Raw genomic sequence first — 19,747 nt, 5'->3', positions numbered from 1 at the left:
GGGGATTAAGGGGTGGGGTACAATGACTATGGGATCAAAACTAATTACCCAGACATGATATTAGTCTTCAGAAAATACCAAATAATTACAGCAGAATTCAAGTATTTGAACCCCATCTGTCGTCAGGGCACAGCAATGCTGTGCCCCTACCGCGTGGTCTATTTACCTGCAAATAGCTGTAAAAATAAGTTAACTAAATATTTTACTAAAAGCTTACCTCTTCTTAAACTTGCACAATTAAAGTAACGGATAAACAACTGAAAAATTCCACTCTATCTCACTGATAGAAACCTCAAACCAGAAGTTGTCTCTTTGAAAAGATTTTGAGTTAGTCTCTAACTCTGATTGAGAACAATACACCTTCAGACATATAGGTAAAATTTGATACAAATTATTAGAGTTTCTTAATCATTGTAAATAGCGAGATTCCCTGATAATTATGTAGTTACGGTTAATGATGTATTCCACAAGTCCGACTTCAAACTCTTCTGCCGTGTCAAATAGCTCTGCTTTAAGCGGACAATTACCCCAGCAGATATTTACCCGTAGGGAAGTAATTCCACTTCAAAATGACGTGCTTTGGCGGATTGATCGCGGTGCAGTTCGTACCTTAACGTGGAGTGAAGACGGAACATTCATCACTCTCGGTTATTGGGGACTGGGCGATCTGATTGGCTATCCTTTGTCTAGGGTCAAGCCCTACCAGATTGAATGTCTCACAGGCGTGGAAGTAAGCATTGTGCCACCTCATTTGTGGCATCAAAATATTAATGCTTTGTTGTCTCATATTCAACAGGCAGAGGATCTACTAAGCATTGTGCATCGAAAACCAATTTCGCTACGCTTATGGCAGTTTTTAGTCTGGTTAAGTGAAAAATTTGGACGTGATGTAGATAAGGGCAAGCTAATTGATCTAAATGTTACCCATCAAGATATTGCTGAAGTCTTAAATACCACACGAGTAACAGTTACCCGGCTCCTACAACAGTTGGAGGAAGAAGGAACGGTTTTACGCCACAAACGCCGCATTATTTTGCCCTTAGCAAATATTGAGAATTATAGTTCAGCAGTATGCTAACTGACTTGCTTGTAATAATCACAAAATATAATGTATAATCGTCGCTGTGATTGTGTGTAGAATCCCCGAAAGTAGAGTGCTATAAGACTTTTATCAAGACTGGATTATCTAGGTGTGAGTGAGAGTAAAAACATGACAAAACGATTCTGGAATCTGATTAAGGTTAGTCCGGTTGTTGTAGCTTCTGCATTTTTCGTGGCGAATAGCGCCTTAGCTGCGGAAGTAAACGAACCAGTAACAAATGTTGCTAATGTTGCTCAGTTATCTGATTCTCAAGATTCAAATAACATGAGTCAGGTAACATCAGTTTCGCAATTTTCTGATGTCCAGCCCACAGATTGGGCATTCCAAGCTTTACAATCCCTGGTTGAGCGCTACGGCTGTATTGCAGGTTATCCCAACGGTACCTATCGTGGAAACCGTGCTTTGACCCGTTATGAATTTGCCGCAGGTTTGAATGCCTGTTTAAACCGGGTTAACGAACTGATTGCTACAGCTACAACCGATTTGGTCAGTAAACAAGACCTGGCTACTTTACAGCGCTTACAAGAAGAATTTTCTGCGGAACTAGCAACCCTGCGTGGTCGTGTCGATGGACTAGAAGCCCGCACTTCCGAGTTGGAAGCTAATCAGTTCTCTACTACCACCAAGTTGGTTGGGGAAGCAGTTTTCAGTGTATCTGATGTTTTTGGTGGAAATAGGGCAGTTGCTGCTGGTAATTCAAATCAAAACTTGGATTCTAATACCACTTTTTCTGACCGTGTTCGTTTGAACTTATACAGCAGTTTCACTGGTAAAGACCAGTTGCAAATTCGTCTGAATGCTGGCAACATCGTTTCTAATACTGGTGTGAGCGGTACTAACATGACCCGCTTGGCCTATGACGGTGTTACTGGCACTGGCAACTCTGTTGTCATCGACAAAATCAACTATGCTTTCAACTTCTCTGATGCAGTACGCGTAAAAATTGACGCTACTGGTGCTGAATTATACGAAAATGTCAATAACTTCAACCCTGACTTTGCAAGCTCTGGTAGAGGTGCGCTCTCCCGCTATGGGCGTTTCAGCCCCATATATCGTCAAGGTCAAGGTGGCTCTGGTATAACTGTTACCTTCAATCCTAAAGGCGCTATAAGCTTGAGCGGTGCTTATATAGCTAGAACTGCTAACGACCCTAGCCTTAATAATGGGCTGTTGGATGGTGATAACGCTATCTTCGGTCAGTTATCCTTCCAACCCAGCAAAGCTCTTAATATTGGTCTAACATACGCCCGCACTTATCAAACTAATGGTGCTAACAACAACCTTTTACAAAATACAGGTAGTGGTTTTGTTAACAATCCCTTTGGGAATAACAGTCGTACCGAATCCAACAACTACGGTGTAGAAGCTACCTTCCAACTTGGCTCTAAGTTGGCTATTAGTGGTTGGGGAGGTTATACAACTGCCGATGCTATAACTGGTGCTAATGCCGGTGCAGACGCAGATATTTGGTACTGGGCTGGATCACTTGCTTTGAAAGACTTTGGTGGAGAAGGTAACGTCTTAGGTCTTATCTTTGGTCAACCACCCAGAGTCACAGGTGGCAGCATTAAAACAGTCGCCGCCAATGTTAACTTAGACGACAATACCTCTTATCACTTAGAGGGCCTTTACAAGTTCAAGCTTTCCGATAATATTCAAGTGACCCCTGGCTTGCTGGTAATCTTCAATCCAGAACACAACGATAACAACGACACTGAATATGTAGGCACTCTACGTACTACCTTCACCTTTTAAAATGGGTGATGAAATATACAGCATAATTCGGAATTCAGAAGTAGAACAGGGTTTATACCTTGCTTTCGGACTTCACTTTCCTTGAAATCTGCTGTAAAACTCAGAATTAGATAAACAAAACCCCACTTAAAGGTGGGGTTTTGTTTAGATTTTTCAAATCTAATGACTAATTCGCTACTTCAGCCAGTTCAATAACGCGCCCTTCATAGTCCTTGACCAAAAAATTTAGGGGCTTCTGGTTACGAATCTTGAATTTCAAACCGCGCATTTCGACTCGCATTAAAATCATTTCCAGGCAGTCGTGGTCAAAACAAACGTGGCGCTGCTGATTTTTGCTACCTAAACTTGCGCCAGTAATGATGTGTAGCTGGGTATTTTTCTTTAATTGATACCACAGCCCATCATTGGCATTATTCAGCATTTTATTAGACAAGCTGGGCCCTGTAGACATATATAGTGGATCAATGGCAGTTGCGCCGATAGTTTGTTCGTAGTTGTAGTAGTAGTGCAATGGCACCTCAGCTGCTGGCAAATCTAGCAGCCCTTCATACAACTGTCGGGCAATCTCCAAATCTGACACCATTACAGTGTGTACTTTTGGGGCACTGGTGAGGAACATCCACATCGCACCACCGTAAGCTGCTAGCAGCATTACCATAATGCCTTGGGTGGAGAACAGACTATCTAAAGGCAGAGAAGGCAGAAAGGAGCCTAAAGTAAGGGGACTGAGCAGGAACGATATCACACTAACCGCTATAACCATGAACAAATAAGGATTCTATAAGTGAGCCGATTTTATGATTGTCGATTAAGACTAAAATTAAGTCCTTGTTTCTAGTTTATCAATACTCAAGTAGTCTGAGTCTGGGCTACAAACTGGGTAACACCAAGATATTATGCGATTAACTACCGGAGTTCAATTCCCAAAACTATTTTAACAACTATCAACTCAAAGACTTGTGCAAATTCCTCATTTTCCTGAAGCTAATCACCCCCTGGTGAAGTCGCTGTTTCATCACAGTGACGATGAACTATTGACTCTATTTCAGCGTTATCCAGATGCAGGGAAGTATTTTACGGTGATTTTTTGCCGCTATAGTCCCATAGTCTATACCTTAATTCGGCATTCGGCGCGATCGCCTGTGCAGGCAGATTATCTGTTTGCCCTCACCTGGCGACATATTTACTACGAACTCGGTGGACTACATTTAACCGACTCTGAATCAGATGAGCAAGCCTTAACCATGCAAAATTGGTTAATTAATATGACAGCTTTCTGTATTAACGAGATTAAACTACCACCCACAGAAGCAATTCATTATTCTCTCCAAGCGACTTCACCCCCACTATGGTGCTATGTAGAACAGGCGTTAGACCAATTACCGCCAGTTTTGCGATTAATGGTGTTAATGGCTCAAACTTTCCACTGGAGCGAAACTAGAATCGCTGCCTATCTGCAAGCCGAAGGAGAAGCGATCGCTCCAAATGAAGTAGCCAATTCTCTCCAGGAAGGCTATCGTATGTTAGAAGAGAAATTACCCACAGATATTCGCGCCATATACTTTGGGGAATATTTAAGTCAATCATAACTTAAGTATAAACGCGTATATTGATTGTCTTAAATTTAAAAAATTACAACTTCTTCTTAGACCTTCTGCTTAAACCCGCAACTTTACGGGTAATTTTTATGAAACAACGGCTTATATTTCCCAGGCAAAAGCTAGGCTTAATTTGTGTAGGTAAGCCAGTGCGTTGCTCTAGTCAAGAGAGTTGTAGTAACTGGCGGGCGATTTCTCGTCCCCAGATACTTTTACACAGTATTTTACTGGTTACTTTTTTGCTGAATCCGATCGCGGCGGGTGCGGTTGATATTACGCAACAACTCCATCGCCCTTTAAATAGTTCCGTTGGGCGACAATCAAGAGATGAAGCAGACAGCTTGCTGGGTATTGGTCAACAACAATACGCTTCCGGATCTGCCGATAAAACAATTACGTCTTGCTTACGGGCACTAAAACTATATCACTCAATTGGCGACCTGAAAGCACAAGGTCAGACTTACAATTTGCTTGCTAAGGCTTATGTCCAGCTAGGTAATTTTAAAGAGGTGGAAGATTCTTTACGGCGAGGATTAGCGATCGCTCGTGATACTCAAGACTTCCAATCTCAGATTTTTGTGCTGAATAATATCGGTACATTTCTGCTGCAACAAGGCGAATCGGCTGCTGCTGGTAAAACAGTTGAAGATGCACTCACAATTGCTCACAATGTCAAAAACATTGAAGGTGAAGGATTATCTTTGAGTAATTTGGGTCTAGTAGCAGCTAGGTTGGGAGATTATGACAGAGCAATTAAATTGGATGAAAATGCTTTAATTTTCCGCCGTCAGACTGGCGATGCCATCGGTGAAGCAAATACCCTAAATAATTTAGGTGATGCTTATTTAGCATCTAGAAATTATCAGGATACCATTGCCACTTATGGTTTAGCAATGCAGACAGCTAAAACTAACCGCGATCGCACTAATGAATTACGGGCAATTGACGGTTTAGTTATTGCTCACAGTGCTGTAGGACGCTACGAACGGGCTTTTGATTTACTAGAGCAACGTTTAACACTCGCTCAAGAGTTGCAAAGTTTGCCAGAAGAATTAAAATCTTTTAAGTCTTACGCTCAATTATACGAGCAGCAAGGTAATTACTTAACTGCCCGCAATTTTTACGAAAGGGCGATTATGCTGGCGCGGACATTAGAAGACAGCAAACAAGAAGTGCAATTGCTGGATCGACTAAGTAAAATGCTGCGGCAAAAGTAGGGGCAATTCATGAATTGCCCCGACTATAATTTCAGGGCTATTTCATTCTCATCTAGCCTGATCTCACTCCTTCCACAAGAATATAGAAAATCGCATTCAGAACTTCCCACATATCGACAGAGCGCTTGCGACCACCTGGTTTCGCTTCTGGAATCAAGTCCCTAAGAAATTCATATTGTCTGTGGGTCAGGTTACTGGGGTAAGCTTTACTCATGTCACTCTCTCAGTGCTGTTTATTATCTATTCACAGCGTATACTGAGAGGGCTTTTTTACAACATACCCGACTTTTCAAACACCCTCTTACCCTGCCGCACTTTTGGATGAGTTTCTGTGCGCCTGCCTATTTCACGCGTAACAATGCTGTATTGGTTTTCCCGTTGACGGGAATTTTTTAAGCGATCGCCATCTGTTGGCATCTCAAAAAGTGCCATTAAAATCGAGACACGCATCTTGCCCTGCTGCCAGCTTTGAGCTTATCTTCCGGGACGTGGATCTACGTGACTGGTTTGAGGCGAGTAGTACCATTTCTCCCTAGAGGAATTTTCGCCAACGTAGCAGTTCGGCTCCTGCCCACCTGGTTTAGCGTATGCTGACCTCCCTTCACAGAGACTATTATTTATGGCGCGGTCGTCGGGGCATGTACAACCCTGCCCTTGGTGTGGTTCAAGGGTTCCACTGGTTTATCCAAAAATCTATATCGTTAATATACAAAAGTATCTATCATGTGAATTTTGGAATAACCTTTAATGTTTATCTCTCAGTGATTATTCTTATTTTGTATATTTAAGTAGTGATATTAACTGCATCTCTAATCCTAAATTGGTTGAGTTAAAAATGCAGTACTACTTAGGAACCACAAGTTTTGCAAAAAAAATATATTTTTTACGGAAATTAAATATGAAATCCATAACTGATTCATTAGTTCAAAATAAAAACACATTACTGGCAAATGATTGGCAGCGTCAGTGGCTGCAAGGTGCAGTCCTCGAATCTCAGCTTGATTATTGGAAGCAGCAGTTAAGTGGCAACATACCTATACTACAACTGCCCAGCGATCGCCCACGGACACCTGTTCAAACTTACTCAGGCAAAATCTGTCGCCAGATGCTACCGCAGGCGTTGACTGATGACCTCAAGGCTTTGAGTCAGCAATCAGGGGTAACACTGTTCATGACTTTATTAGCAGCCTTCAAGGTATTGCTCCACCGCTATACAGGACAAGAGGATATTCTTGTTGGCTCCCCAATTGCCGGTCGCAACCAGGTAGAAACCGAAGGATTAATGGGTTTATTTGTCAATACCTTGGTAATGCGGACTGACCTTTCCGGCAATCCCAGTTTTCGGGAAATACTCAATCAAGTACGTCAGGTTGCCTTAGGTGCTTATGAGCATCAGGATTTACCTTTTGAAAAACTGGTGGAAGAACTCAAGCCAGAACGCGATCGCACTCATTCACCACTGTTTCAGGTGATGTTCGCTATGAACCCCCCTTGGACAAAGGGAGCAGAGCGAGAACTACCAAGTTTGAAAATTGCCCCCACCTTTGGATACACCCATAGCAGCACGGCAAAATTGGATTTAACCCTGGTGATGCGGGATACAGGCAAAGGATTCAGAGCTTCTTTAGAATACAATACTGACCTATTCGATGAAGCCGCGATCGCGCGGATGCTTGGACATTTTGAAACAATGCTTGCAGGTATTCTTGCTAACCCAGAGCAACGCATCTCGGAATTACCGCTATTAACGCCAGGGGAACGGCAGCAGTTACTTATAGAGTTGAACAATACTCAAACTGACTATCCCCGGCAAGCGTGTATTCATCAACTATTTGAGGCACAGGTAGAAAGTACACCCGATGCGGTAGCAGTAGTATTTCAAAACGAACAACTTACCTACCGTGAACTCAATAGTCGTGCCAATCAATTAGCTCATTATCTGCGCTCGTTGGGAGTTAAAACTAACGAGCTAATAGGCATTTGTCTAGACCGTTCTTTAGAAATGGTAGTGGGGGTATTAGGCATTCTCAAAGCTGGTGCAGCTTATCTGCCACTAGATCCAAACCATCCACAAGCGCGTATGGCATTTATGCTGGAAGACTCGCAAGTGAAGGTATTATTAACTCAACAACGGCTTGTAGAGTTTTTGCCCAAACATATCGCTAAGTTAGTAGAACTTGATACTGATTCTCAGTTTATTGTTCAGGAGGATGAAGAAAACCTAGTCTGTGGCAAAGACACAACACCTGAAAACCTCGCCTATGTAATTTATACTTCCGGCTCTACAGGAATACCTAAAGGAGTAAAAGTTCCTCACCGAACCGTTGTTAACCTCCTAGCAAGTATGCGTGAGCAACCAGGCTTAATTCAGCAAGATATTCTGCTATCCGTCACCACACTCTCTTTTGATATTGCTGTTCTGGAAATATTCTTGCCGTTAATTGTGGGGGCAACTACTTTTATAGTCAGCCGTGAAGTCGCTACAGATGGAGAGAAACTGCTCACAGCTCTCAACCATTCCAAAGCAACAGTCATGCAGGCTACTCCTGCAACCTGGCAACTGCTGCTAGCTGCTGGATGGCAAGGTTCCCAACATCTAAAGATTCTTTGTGGCGGGGAAGCTTTGTCACCAGCTTTAGCCAAGGAATTGGTGAATCGTGCCCAGAGTGTCTGGAATATGTACGGCCCTACCGAAACAACAGTTTGGTCTACTTGCTATTCGATTCCAGAAGATGGAATTCCTCTAATTGGTCAGCCCATTGCCAATACTCAAATTTATCTGTTGGATGGCTCTTTGCAGCCAGTGCCTGTAGGAGTTCCTGGTGAAATGTATATCGGCGGTGCTGGTATAACACTGGGTTATCTGAATCGACCTGAACTTACTAAAGAAAGATTTATCTCTAACCCATTTAGCCAAGAGCCGAATGCTCGACTCTACAGAACAGGCGATTTAGCTCGCTATCGCACCGATGGGAACCTTGAGTATCTGCAACGGATTGATGACCAGGTGAAAATTCGCGGTTTCCGCATCGAACTGGGCGAAGTGGAGTTAGCCCTAGCCCAATATCCTGGGGTACAGCAAGCTGTAGTCATAGCGCCAGAAGTTGTTCCCGGAGAAAAACGCTTAGTTGGTTATGTAGTTCCTAATTCAGAGCAGATAATTGCGATCGCACAACTGCGTAATTTCTTGCAGATGAAGCTACCGAGTTACATGGTTCCCTCGGCCTTTGTCATACTGGATACTTTGCCACTTAACACTAATGGCAAAGTAAATCGGAAAGCTTTACCTATAGCTAATTTAACTAATACTGAAACAGAAAAAACCTTTGCCACAGCAGAAGATTCATTGCAACTTCAGTTAACAGAAATCTGGGAAAATATTTTAGGAATTCATCCGATTGGAATAACAGACAACTTTTTTGATTTGGGTGGACACTCACTGCTGGCAGTCCGTCTGTTTTCTCAGATTGAAAAGATAGTTGGCAAAAATCTACCTCTATCTATCCTCTTGCAAGCCCCAACTATTGAGCAATTAGCTAATATTGTTGAGCGAGAAAGATGCTCAAAATTTGGGATTGCGGCAACATCAACAGCTGATGTCAAGTCTGAAACATTAATTCCTTGGTCATCTTTGGTAGCTATTCAACCTAACGGTTCTAAGCCTCCTTTCTTCTGTGTACATGGTTTGGGTGGAGAAGTTCTACGTTTCCGTGAATTGGCATTGCATTTAGGATCAGATCAACCATTTTATGGACTACAACCACAAGGGTTAGATGGAAAACAGCTCCCTTATACCCGGATTGAAGACATGGCAGCGCACTACATTCAACAAATCCAAGCTATTCAGCCCCATGAGCCTTATTTTATCGGCGGATACTCTGCTGGAGGTATAATTGCTTATGAGATGGCTCGGCAATTGGTCATGCAAGGTAAGAAAGTAGCTTTGCTAGTTTTATTTGATACCTACAGGTTAAGAAAAAGCGAATCTTTGCCATTGCAAAAACCAGCCTCTCGCCATTGGAAGAGTCTTTTAGCAATTGCATCTAACTATGTTATTGAGCAGGTAAAAGGAAATAGAGATCTGCTTAAGTATAAGATCAAAGAGATACTCTGGCGATTTGTCTTTCAGCTTCACCTGAGCCTGGGACGCCCCTTAGCTTACTCCTACCGGAAATTCATGGTGGAAGAGGCCACCAGACAAGCGCTAAGAAAATATGTCCTACAAGTTTACTCAGGTCGAGTAACCGGATTCCGAACAGAAGATAGTCTTGTAGTTGGACAACAAGAGGCTGCTCCCAAAATGGGTTGGGGTGAATTTGCATTAGGGGGAGTGGATATCTATGATATTTCTGGAACTCATAATTCCATTTTTAAAGAACCCCATGTAGGATCTGTGTCCGAAAAAATGAAAGCTTGTATAAGTAAGTCGGCGTGAAAAAACCCATAGCACTCATTCCTCTCAAGACGACTAGAAAAGGTTACAGTGCGTTAAAACGTACTTTAGCTATAAGAAAAGGAACTTTAGTTGTGGGCGGTTTATCTCTAGAACGAAATAGCCCTACTACAATTTTCGCACTATTTGATTAATTCAAGAAGACTGAACCGTTTCGTTCAATTCTCATAGCACTTCTACCCTGTGCTGCATCGGTAGCTTCATTAAATCTAACTTCCAAGCTTCCTGGCTCTGAAGAGGGTTGTGGAGTCACTAGCAACTGTCCGCCATCTTCTCGTTGAAATGTCACCGTTATTGGTGCCTTTAAACTTTGCAATATTACATCTGACTTACCTTGTAGCGATCGCGGTGCCGTATCGCCAATCACTTGATAAGTTATATTAGCCACAGTATCATTAACAAACCTGATATTAACTTTACCATTATTCAGTGCGATCGTCGCGATCGGTGTTTGTGGTGGTTGGTTAGTGGAACCCCCCTCTGGTATGGGCTGTTGACCTTGATCTCCAGGGGCTGGGACTGGTGAACTGACGCCTGGTTCTGCTGGAACTTGACTTTGGCTTTGTGATGGGGTAGCAGGGACAGGAAGAAGTCCTTGAGCAGCTAGTCTTTGTGTTAGCGCATTGGGAGGACATCCCTGTGGTACTACAACCTGACTATTATGTGGTTCTTCGTAAAAAATCTTCGGACAAGGGTTAACTTTGGGAGTAGATTGTTGTGCTAATGTTTGAGGAATTGCTGACAGACTAATCAGTAAGCCCCCACAAATAGCGCCAAATAACTCAGAGGACTTAGGAAATTTTTGAGACTTCATAATTGACTCCTAGAAAAAATTGATTTTTCTCTCTTAAATGTTTTTTAAAGCAGTAAATTAAATTAGGCTTAACCCGCCAGAACACACATCCAACCTTAGCAAGTAACTCTATTTTTTGTATCTAACCAGAGACTTGAAAATACTCTAAAGTTAGACAGAACTTTTTTATCCCCAAGGCAGAAAAAGCTGAATCATTAGTGAGAAAGCCAAAAATTAACCAAAAAATGTAATGAGTTATGAATCTAAAATAATTCATAACTCATAACTCAAGAATTTTAGCTACAATATTTCAATAGCTCAATGGCTTTAAGCTTCTTCCCAAAGCTGGCGAACTTGATCAGGTAGCCAGCTAGCAATTTCTTGAATTCGTTCTGGCGATAATTCGTCTTTAGTTGCAGAAAATACCGCTTTAACTACCTGTTCGCGTTCTACATTTGGTGGCATTCCCCCTTCATTTGCCACCCGAAATAAAAAGCGATCGCTATTAATTTTAAAGATGCCAGGACCTTGCCAAGGTGGACGCACTCGACTTAAAAATCCGACAATTGGATTTGTATCGTGCCACAGGTCTGCAATATCCATTTGCAGCGATTTATCATCGGTGATTTCAGCTGGTTTTTGCAGTTCTTCCTCAACTCGGTCAGCAGCTTCTGTAGTCATCAGATCGCGCATTACCCGGAATACTACTTCGGTGATGTCCCTAGCATCGTAAAGATCAGGCAAACCACTTTCAGCCTTGACTTTTTCCAAAAATGGTATATCTTTTTCCTTTATCTCACTGGAAGAAGTTGGCATTTAACCCTCCAAAATATTATTATTGATAGATGCATATTTGCCAAAATAAAATATCAGCGTTTATAACTACCCCAGCAAATAAGGAAGAGTATAAATATCAAACTGTAGCAATTCAATAAATGGCTAAACATTGCAACTGTTGTTATATAAAGTAGTAAATTTATTTACTTTTCTACATCTATCACAGGAAACAAAAATTTCTCACCGAATTAAGACTCAAGAGTTATTGGTAAAGTGACAGTAAACGTTGTACCAATGCCTTGGGTACTTTCAACTTGAATATGGCCTTGGTGATGTTCGACAATAGCTTGAGCGATCGCTAATCCCAATCCTGAACCAGTAGCGCTGGCTGTAGCTGTATTCCCAGTTGTATGAGTACGTGCCGGATCTACCCGATAAAAGCGGTCAAACAAGCGTGGTAGTGCTGACGCTGGAATTCCAACTCCGGTATCACTCACTTTAACTTGCAATTGGGCGCTGGTGTAACGTAATCCAGAAACGCGATTTATTCCCTCTATCCGCGCCAATTCAACTTTCACCCGCCCACCTGCTGGACTGTAATGCAAGGCATTAGCAATTAAATTTGTGAACAGCCGCACCAGTTGATCCCAATTGCCCACAAGGGTAAACCAATTTTCTAGTAATTCGGGACTAGTTTCGGAGGCGGGAGGATCAACTAAGTCTAAAGAAAGGGCGATTTCTTTTTCAGGGACTAACAATTGTTGTTCTTCAACCACCTCCATTAGCAAAGCGTCCATCGGACAAGCTGAAAAAGTATCTTTGCTAATACCACTATCCTGCCGTGCTAGGAACAGTAAGTCATTGACTAACTTACCCAAACGCTGCGTTAACCGTTCCACCATCTTTAATTGTTGCCGATACTGCAAAGAAGTAGTCGCTTCTGCCTCTGCTAAATCCAAGTCAGCAAGGGCAACTTGCACATTTGTTTGAATCAAAGTAATGGGACTTCTAAGTTCGTGAGAAGCATCAGCAGTAAATTGTTTGAGGCGTTGATAAGACTCATCTACAGGTTCCATCGCTTTACCCGAAAGAAACCAGCCACTTGCGCCGACAGAAAGCACCATTAACCCAATACCTAGCGCCAAATCAAAAATTAACTGGCGACTGGGTTTAGTGACTTCAAACCAGGGATGACTAACACGCAGATATCCTAATACTTGTCGTCTCACTTCTACCCGTTGTGTGACTTGGCGTAATAACAGTGGGGAGTAGGGGGTGGGGAGTGGGGAAGGTGGGGTCCCCTCTGGGGATAAGGGGTAATGGGGAGTGAGGAATTTTGAATTTTCACTCTCTCCCTTGACTACGCGGACAGTTTCACCAGTTGGGTTGGCATGAATGGGAATATTTAAAGGTTCGGATAAAGTTGACCAAAGTAACTTACCAGTCGGACTAAACCACTCTAGGTCAATGTGGTCATCTTCTACAGTGCCGGTATTGTCACGAAAACTAGCTTCTACATTAATGCGGAATCGATCAGCATGGTTGTTGATTGGCTCAATCACCAAAGATCGCTCGACTATTTCCACTACATGGTTAAGGGTATCATCAATCCGCTCAATCAGTGTACTACGGACATATAAATAAACGCCACTGGCAAACAGTAGTAGTAATACGGCAGTGACGGCAGTATACCAAATTGCCAGACGGCGGCGAGTAGCCTGAAACATATTTTTTGACTGAATATCCCTACATTACAAGTAACTCACTTTTCTAAAGGCGAGTGGGTGGAACAACAGTTACGTGGCTATCGCCTGCGGGGAGAAATCTACGAACCTATACAAGATGGACGCAGTGAACCGTTACAACTGCACTTGGTGGTTGAGGGAATGCTAATTGGGTTTTATCGAGAGGATACAGGGGAAAAATTACTGATTCCTGATGAACTGGTACAGGCTTTACGGCAGGAAGTTTTAGGAAGACAGCAGGCAGAAGAACTGGTAGAACAGGAACGCCAACGAGCTGAACAGGCAGAATTGCAGATAGTATCAGTTAAAGGCAAGATTACGATCGCTCAATGTAGACCCCGATAATATTCAGTAATTCCAGGGTATGAAAAAGAGGGGGAAAGGGGAAAGCTTTTTCTACTGAGTATTTTTTACTATAAATGAGTGTGGCGATCGCTGCTGAAGGCGTTTAAAACAGCAAGATTTTCATCACTATAACCATAGCCCTGCTCAATTGTTGAGTGGGCAGCGCTATTTTCTCGCCCTCACTCTGTCAACCAACAACAACTCTGACCAATGTGCTAACCTAGTATGGTTAACTAATCTCGCACATCTAAGAATTCGGGTGTTTCCCAGTTGGGAGATGCACTTGGATGGAGGTTTAACCCGAATCGGAGTTAGAAAATATATGCCAGTCGTTTCATTGGCTCAAATGATGGAGTCAGGGGTTCACTTTGGGCATCAGACCCGGCGTTGGAACCCAAAAATGTCTCCTTACATTTACACTTCCCGCAATGGTGTGCATATTATCGACTTGGTGCAAACTGCCCAGTTGATGGATAATGCCTATAACTATATGCGATCGCACGCTGAACAAGGGAAGAAATTTCTTTTCGTCGGCACCAAGCGGCAAGCAGCTGGAATTATTGCCCAAGAAGCCACCCGTTGTGGTTCCCACTACATTAACCAACGCTGGTTGGGCGGAATGTTGACCAACTGGGCAACCATCAAAACACGGGTAGACCGTCTGAAAGATTTAGAACGCCGTGAGGAAACTGGCGCACTAGATTTATTACCGAAAAAAGAAGCATCAATGCTACGTCGTGAAATGACGAAGCTTCAGAAATACTTGGGCGGCATTAAAACAATGCGGAAAGTGCCTGATATCGTGGTAATTGTAGACCAACGGCGGGAATATAACGCAGTTCAAGAATGCCAAAAGCTGAATATTCCGATTGTGTCTATGCTGGATACAAACTGTGATCCAGATGTAGTAGATATCCCCATCCCAGCAAACGACGATGCTATCAGGTCAATTAAGCTGATAGTCGGAAAATTGGCGGATGCCATTTATGAAGGTCGTCACGGTCAGCTGGATGCTGAAGAGTATGACGAAGATTACGAAGGCGGTGAGTATGACGAAGACTACGAAGAAAGCGAATATACTGACGCCGTAATTCCCGACGAGGAAGTAGAGGAATAAGTAAAGCAGGGGTGAAGCAAATGTCCGAGGGAGGGCGGTGGCTGGCAGAATAGCAGCAAGCCGCCCTAGCCTGCGGCAACTCGTAGGCTAAGGTATAGGTCAAAAAACTCATACCTTATAACTTCATTATTTTTTCTCCCCCAGCCCTGAGTAAGATAGAAATACTCAACACCCGTGAGCGATTACAACTCGAGGTCAAGTTAGGAATTGAGGCAACATGGCGGAAATATCTGCAAAACTCGTCCAAGAGCTACGCCAAAAAACTGGTGCCGGCATGATGGACTGCAAAAATGCGCTGAAAGAGACTGACGGCAACATAGAAGAAGCCGTAGACTGGCTACGGAAAAAGGGCATCTCTACGGCGGGGAAAAAAAGCGATCGCATTGCGGCAGAAGGTCTAGTAGACACTTACATTCAGCCCGGAGGTCGGGTGGGTGTACTCATAGAAGTCAACTGCCAAACCGACTTTGTAGCTCGTAACGAGGCTTTTAAAGCTTTAGTTAAGAACCTAGCAAAGCAAGCAGCGACAGCCGATAGTGTTGAGTCTTTGTTGGCTCAACACTATATTGATCATGAAAGCGTGACTGTAGAAGAATTTATCAAGCAAACCATTGCCACGCTTGGTGAAAATATCCAAGTGCGTCGCTTTGTCAATTTTGCAATAGCAGAAGGCACGCAAGGTATAGTAGAAAGCTACATTCACACTGGCGGTCGAGTTGGGGTATTGGTAGAACTGGGTTCCCAAACTGAGGGGGTGGCTGCTAATCAAGAGTTCCAAACCTTGGCACGGAACACTGCAATGCAAGTTGCAGCTTGCCCAAATGTCGAGTATGTGAGTGTAGACCAAATCCCTAGCGAAATTGCCCAAAAAGAAAAAGACATTGAAATGGGCAAGGATGATTTGGCGAACAAGCCAGATAACATCAAAGAAAAGATTGTTCAGGGACGGATTGAAAAACGCTTGAAAGAATTGGCTTTGCTCGATCAGCCTTACATTCGCGATCAAAGTATTTCCGTGGAAGACTTGGTGAAGCAAGTGAAGGCGCAATTAGGCGAAGACATTCAAATTAGTCGCTTTGTCCGCTATATACTGGGCGAAGGCATTGAAAAGCAAGAAAGTAACTTTGCTGATGAAGTTGCTGCCCAAATTGGGAGCATGTAATATTAGTTACGAGTTAGGAGTTAGGAGTTAATAGGAAGTTAGCTTGATAATTCATAACTCATAATTCTTAACTCCTAACTGCTTAAAGGACAGGTCAAGCAAATAGCCTGACCTGTGTTTTTTTTAGTAGAGACGCGAAATATCCCATTTAATCTAAAATCTAAAATCCTCTGGAAAGTTATACTAAAATAAATTCGTACATTTGTACTATGTAATAGTTCACATGGGCAAGAACGAAAAGATATGGCAAGAGCAATCGAGCGAATTGAACGGGATATTGCAGCACTCAAAGAAGCGATTCGGGCGATCGCAACAGAACTACAAACCGCTTATGGTAGTTATCTAAACATCTTGGGGCTAGCTGTACGAAAACAGTTGATTCTGGCGAGTTACCACCTTTGTACTCAGGGGTATCCCGAAAACTTCCTGCATTTATCATTGAATCAGCGCCAACAATTGCAACAAGCAATCCGCAAGTTGGGTCAACTGGCATCTGAGGAATTGCTCACTTATATTAAAAGTGAGGAAACAGGGGGAGATGAAGGAGATGAGGAAGATGAGGGAGATGAAGGAGATGAGGAAGATGAGGGAGATGGAGGAGTAACTCCTGTGATTCTGGGCACATCTACCCCTGAGCCTCTTACCGCCGATACCTCTAATCCTATAGAACTGGCAAAATGGCAACAGAACTTAGAAGAGGTAACGCAAGAGATACTGAAAAAACTTTCGCATGATGCTAATCTTTTATTACAAAAAGCTGGGATATTGCCCAAAAAATTGCCAGAACCGATTTTAGCAGCTGCGGCTGCGGCTGCATCAGAAGCATCTGCTGAGGTAATGCCAGGACCACCCAACTTATTAAACTTAGTAATTGAAATTGAAAATGAGCAGCAGTCAGAAGATTCGGGACTGACGCAAATCATGGCTATTAACCTGCGGCTAGGGGAAATTGAATTTGCTGATGTGACACTCTCCTCTGAGCGCAGGCAAATCCGCAGTATTTTAGTTCAGCTAAACAAGCTAGGACGAGAGTATCAAAAGAAACATCGAGAAAGAGCGATCGCTGATGCTGAAGCTGCATGGCGTGCTAGTTGGTTTGAATAAAGTTATGAGTTATGAATTATGAGTTATGAGTTATTTATTCCTAACTCCTAACTCCCCACTCCTAACTCCTAACTCCTAATTCTGCTGACCAATGACTAATGAAAAACCAGACTGGATAAGATTGCACAAAGCCTTGGCAATAGAAGCCGAACGTGGCTTTATAGACTTGGTGGGCAGACAATACCGCTTCAGTGAATTTCTGAGCCTAACTTTGGGCAAATTCCCAACAGGCTTACCCCAAACTGAACGCCGCCGTTGGCAAGGACTAGCGGTGCAATTTGCTAGTTATCCACATCTTGCACTGGAAGAAAGACAACACTTAGTAGCAGAGACTCGTAGGTATCTCTCCCAACTGGAGCAGGGGGAGGAGGGGAGTAGGGGAGCAGGGGAGCAGGGGAAAAAAATCCAAAATCCAAAATCCCCAATCGTTGCTGAGGTGAGTCGGAGGCTTGCACCGAAAATTGAACAAAAACTCAGCGATTTACCAGAAATAGGCTTCAAAAAAGCTGATAATTTGGCACGGCTTGGTTTACACACCGTCCGCGACTTACTTTTTTACTATCCTCGTGACCACATTGATTATGCGCGTCAGGTGAATATCCGTGAGTTACAGGCGGGTGAGACGGTGACACTAGTGGCAACTGTGAAGCGTTGCAACTGCTTTAGTAGCCCTAAAAATCAGAAATTATCAATTTTAGAACTGGTTGTCAAAGATAACAGTGGTCAAATCAAAATTGGTCGTTTTTACGCAGGTACGCGCTTTAGCAGTCGAGCTTGGCAAGAAAGTTTAAAACGCCGTTATCCAGTAGGTAGTATTCTGGCGGCGTGTGGGTTGGTGAAAGAAAGTAAATACGGCTTGACACTGGATAATCCAGAACTAGAGGTTTTGGCAAATCCAGGAGATTCGATTGAGTCGCTGAATATTGGGCGGGTGGTACCAATTTATGGGCTGACTGAGGGCGTGGTGGCGAATACAGTACGACAGGCGGTAATTGCGGCTTTGCCTGCTGCGGCTCAGATGAAAGACCCCTTGCCAAGTGGTTTGCGACAGAAGTATGGTTTGATGGAATTGAAAGATGCGATCGCTAATATCCATTTTCCTAGTGATAGCGCCGCCCTACAAGTTGCCCGTCGTCGCCTAGTCTTTGATGAATTTTTCTACCTACAACTTGGTTTACTGCAACGTCAGCAGCAAGCAAGGGCGATTCAAACCAGCGCCATCCTTGTCCCACGCGGTCAACTTGTAGAGAAATTCCACGAAATACTGCCTTTTCAACTCACTGGCGCACAGCAACGAGTTCTCAACGACATTCTCAACGATTTACAAAAACCCGCACCAATGAATCGTTTAGTGCAAGGTGATGTCGGTTCTGGTAAAACGGTCGTCGCCGTGCTAGCTATCCTCGCGGCAATTCAATCCGGCTACCAAGCGGCACTGATGGCTCCCACGGAAGTTTTGGCAGAACAACACTATCGCAAGTTAGTTAGCTGGTTTAATCTCTTGCATTTACCAGTGGAATTACTGACAGGTTCTACTAAAACTGCTAAACGAAGACAAATACATTATCAGTTAGCAACTGGTGAATTGCCCCTGTTAGTGGGAACCCATGCTTTGATTCAAGACCCCGTAAATTTCCAGCAACTAGGGTTAGTGGTGATTGATGAACAGCATCGCTTTGGTGTAGAACAACGCGCGCGTTTGCAGCAAAAAGGCGAGCAACCCCATGTGTTAACTATGACAGCTACCCCGATTCCCCGAACCTTGGCACTGACGATACACGGGGATTTGGATGTCAGCCAAATTGATGAGTTACCACCAGGGCGACAAAAGATTCAGACAACAGTATTGTCGGGTCAGCAACGCAACCATGCTTACGACCTGATTCGCCGAGAAATTGCCCAAGATAGACAAGTTTACGTGGTTTTGCCGTTAGTGGAAGAATCAGAAAAACTGGATTTGCGATCGGCTATTGACGAGCATCAAAAGCTACAAGAAAGCATTTTTTCCGACTTTCAAGTGGGGCTGCTGCATGGTCGCATGAGTTCAGCCGAGAAGGATGAAGCGATTACCAAATTTCGTGATAACCAAACGCAAATTTTGGTTTCTACTACCGTTATTGAGGTTGGTGTAGACGTACCTAATGCTACAGTAATGCTCATTGAAAATGCAGAGCGGTTTGGTTTATCGCAACTGCACCAACTGCGGGGGCGTGTCGGTCGTGGCGCGGCTCAGTCTTACTGTCTGTTGATGAGCAGTTCTAGAAGTCCTGATGCTCAACAACGGCTGAAAGTGTTGGAACAATCTCAGGATGGTTTTTTCATTTCTGAGATGGATATGCGTTTTCGTGGACCAGGGCAAGTACTGGGAACTCGGCAATCTGGAGTGCCAGATTTTACCTTGGCGAGTTTGGTTGAGGATGAGGAAGTTTTACTTTTAGCGCGGCAAGCAGCTGAGAAAATAATAGAGATGGATGCAACTTTAGAGCGCTGGTATTTGATGAAAGAAGAGTTGAAGTATCGGTATGAGCGATTGATGGGTGGGGCGATTTTGACTTAATTTATCTTGTCTTGGTGATGAA

Annotated in this window: 14 protein-coding genes and 2 pseudogenes; 10 read left to right on the top strand and 6 right to left on the bottom strand. The window is 43.4% G+C overall.

Going from position 1 to position 19,747, the window contains the following annotated elements; genetic code table 11:
• Positions 1 to 454: 454 nt before the first annotated feature.
• Together V7K36_RS26970 and V7K36_RS26965 are read left to right on the top strand one after the other, a co-directional pair.
• Entirely contained in the window at positions 455 to 1,078 is a 624-nt protein-coding gene (locus V7K36_RS26970) for a Crp/Fnr family transcriptional regulator (protein WP_335120744.1), read from the top strand.
• 132 nt (positions 1,079 to 1,210) lie between these two features.
• Positions 1,211 to 2,857 (top strand): iron uptake porin, encoded by a 1,647-nt coding sequence (locus V7K36_RS26965; RefSeq protein ID WP_335120743.1) that lies wholly within the window; start codon positions 1,211 to 1,213, stop codon positions 2,855 to 2,857.
• Positions 2,858 to 3,023: 166 nt separating this feature from the next.
• Here the strand turns inward: V7K36_RS26965 and V7K36_RS26960 are convergent, their stop codons facing one another.
• Positions 3,024 to 3,620 carry a glyoxalase-like domain protein gene (locus V7K36_RS26960; protein ID WP_335120742.1) on the bottom strand — a complete coding sequence of 199 codons (597 nt, stop codon included), beginning with the start codon at positions 3,618 to 3,620 and terminating at the stop codon, positions 3,024 to 3,026.
• 196 nt (positions 3,621 to 3,816) lie between these two features.
• Here V7K36_RS26960 and V7K36_RS26955 point away from each other — a divergent pair, with 196 nt between their 5' ends.
• Both V7K36_RS26955 and V7K36_RS26950 read left to right on the top strand, forming a co-directional pair.
• Positions 3,817 to 4,446 carry a sigma-70 family RNA polymerase sigma factor gene (locus V7K36_RS26955; RefSeq protein ID WP_334830287.1) on the top strand — a complete coding sequence of 210 codons (630 nt, stop codon included), beginning with the start codon at positions 3,817 to 3,819 and terminating at the stop codon, positions 4,444 to 4,446.
• A 98-nt stretch (positions 4,447 to 4,544) separates the two neighbouring features.
• Positions 4,545 to 5,672 (top strand): tetratricopeptide repeat protein, encoded by a 1,128-nt coding sequence (locus tag V7K36_RS26950; RefSeq protein ID WP_335120741.1) that lies wholly within the window; start codon positions 4,545 to 4,547, stop codon positions 5,670 to 5,672.
• A 61-nt stretch (positions 5,673 to 5,733) separates the two neighbouring features.
• Here V7K36_RS26950 and V7K36_RS26945 read toward each other — a convergent pair.
• Positions 5,734 to 5,886, bottom strand: a pseudogene (locus tag V7K36_RS26945) (transposase); the annotation flags it as partial.
• Between the two features lie 56 nt (positions 5,887 to 5,942).
• Positions 5,943 to 6,122, bottom strand: a complete 180-nt coding sequence (locus V7K36_RS26940) for a hypothetical protein (protein ID WP_335120740.1) — start codon at positions 6,120 to 6,122, stop codon at positions 5,943 to 5,945.
• A 448-nt stretch (positions 6,123 to 6,570) separates the two neighbouring features.
• On the opposite strand from V7K36_RS26940, the gene V7K36_RS26935 reads away from it, so the two are divergent.
• A complete protein-coding gene (locus V7K36_RS26935; protein WP_335120739.1) occupies positions 6,571 to 10,107 on the top strand; it encodes a non-ribosomal peptide synthetase in 3,537 nt (1,178 codons plus the stop codon).
• 148 nt (positions 10,108 to 10,255) lie between these two features.
• On the opposite strand, the gene V7K36_RS26930 is transcribed toward V7K36_RS26935, so the two are convergent.
• The 3 genes from V7K36_RS26930 to V7K36_RS26920 all read right to left on the bottom strand — a co-directional run bounded on the left by V7K36_RS26930 (position 10,256) and on the right by V7K36_RS26920 (position 13,422).
• Positions 10,256 to 10,939: a hypothetical protein gene (locus tag V7K36_RS26930; protein ID WP_335120738.1), complete on the bottom strand. Its 684-nt coding sequence runs from the start codon at positions 10,937 to 10,939 to the stop codon at positions 10,256 to 10,258.
• A 306-nt stretch (positions 10,940 to 11,245) separates the two neighbouring features.
• Positions 11,246 to 11,734 (bottom strand): DUF2267 domain-containing protein, encoded by a 489-nt coding sequence (locus V7K36_RS26925; protein ID WP_335120737.1) that lies wholly within the window; start codon positions 11,732 to 11,734, stop codon positions 11,246 to 11,248.
• Between the two features lie 209 nt (positions 11,735 to 11,943).
• Complete coding sequence (locus V7K36_RS26920) at positions 11,944 to 13,422, bottom strand: sensor histidine kinase (RefSeq protein WP_335120736.1); 1,479 nt, start codon at positions 13,420 to 13,422, stop codon at positions 11,944 to 11,946.
• 45 nt (positions 13,423 to 13,467) lie between these two features.
• Here V7K36_RS26920 and V7K36_RS26915 point away from each other — a divergent pair.
• From V7K36_RS26915 to recG, 5 genes and pseudogenes are all read left to right on the top strand, one after another.
• Positions 13,468 to 13,795 (top strand): annotated as a pseudogene (locus V7K36_RS26915) (Uma2 family endonuclease); the annotation flags it as partial.
• 312 nt (positions 13,796 to 14,107) lie between these two features.
• Positions 14,108 to 14,902 (top strand): 30S ribosomal protein S2, encoded by a 795-nt coding sequence (rpsB, locus tag V7K36_RS26910; protein ID WP_300415762.1) that lies wholly within the window; start codon positions 14,108 to 14,110, stop codon positions 14,900 to 14,902.
• A 217-nt stretch (positions 14,903 to 15,119) separates the two neighbouring features.
• Complete coding sequence (gene tsf, locus V7K36_RS26905) at positions 15,120 to 16,064, top strand: translation elongation factor Ts (RefSeq protein ID WP_334940695.1); 945 nt, start codon at positions 15,120 to 15,122, stop codon at positions 16,062 to 16,064.
• 243 nt (positions 16,065 to 16,307) lie between these two features.
• A complete protein-coding gene (locus V7K36_RS26900; RefSeq protein ID WP_335120735.1) occupies positions 16,308 to 17,168 on the top strand; it encodes a hypothetical protein in 861 nt (286 codons plus the stop codon).
• A gap of 91 nt (positions 17,169 to 17,259) precedes the next feature.
• The gene (gene recG / locus V7K36_RS26895; RefSeq protein ID WP_335120734.1) at positions 17,260 to 19,725 is read left to right on the top strand and encodes an ATP-dependent DNA helicase RecG; all 2,466 of its coding nucleotides are present in this window, start codon (positions 17,260 to 17,262) and stop codon (positions 19,723 to 19,725) included.
• Positions 19,726 to 19,747 lie beyond the last annotated feature (22 nt).

The sequence above is a fragment of the Nostoc sp. genome (assembly GCF_036919555.1).
Classification (GTDB): domain Bacteria; phylum Cyanobacteriota; class Cyanobacteriia; order Cyanobacteriales; family Nostocaceae; genus Nostoc.
This window is presented reverse-complemented; position numbering and strand designations above follow the sequence as displayed.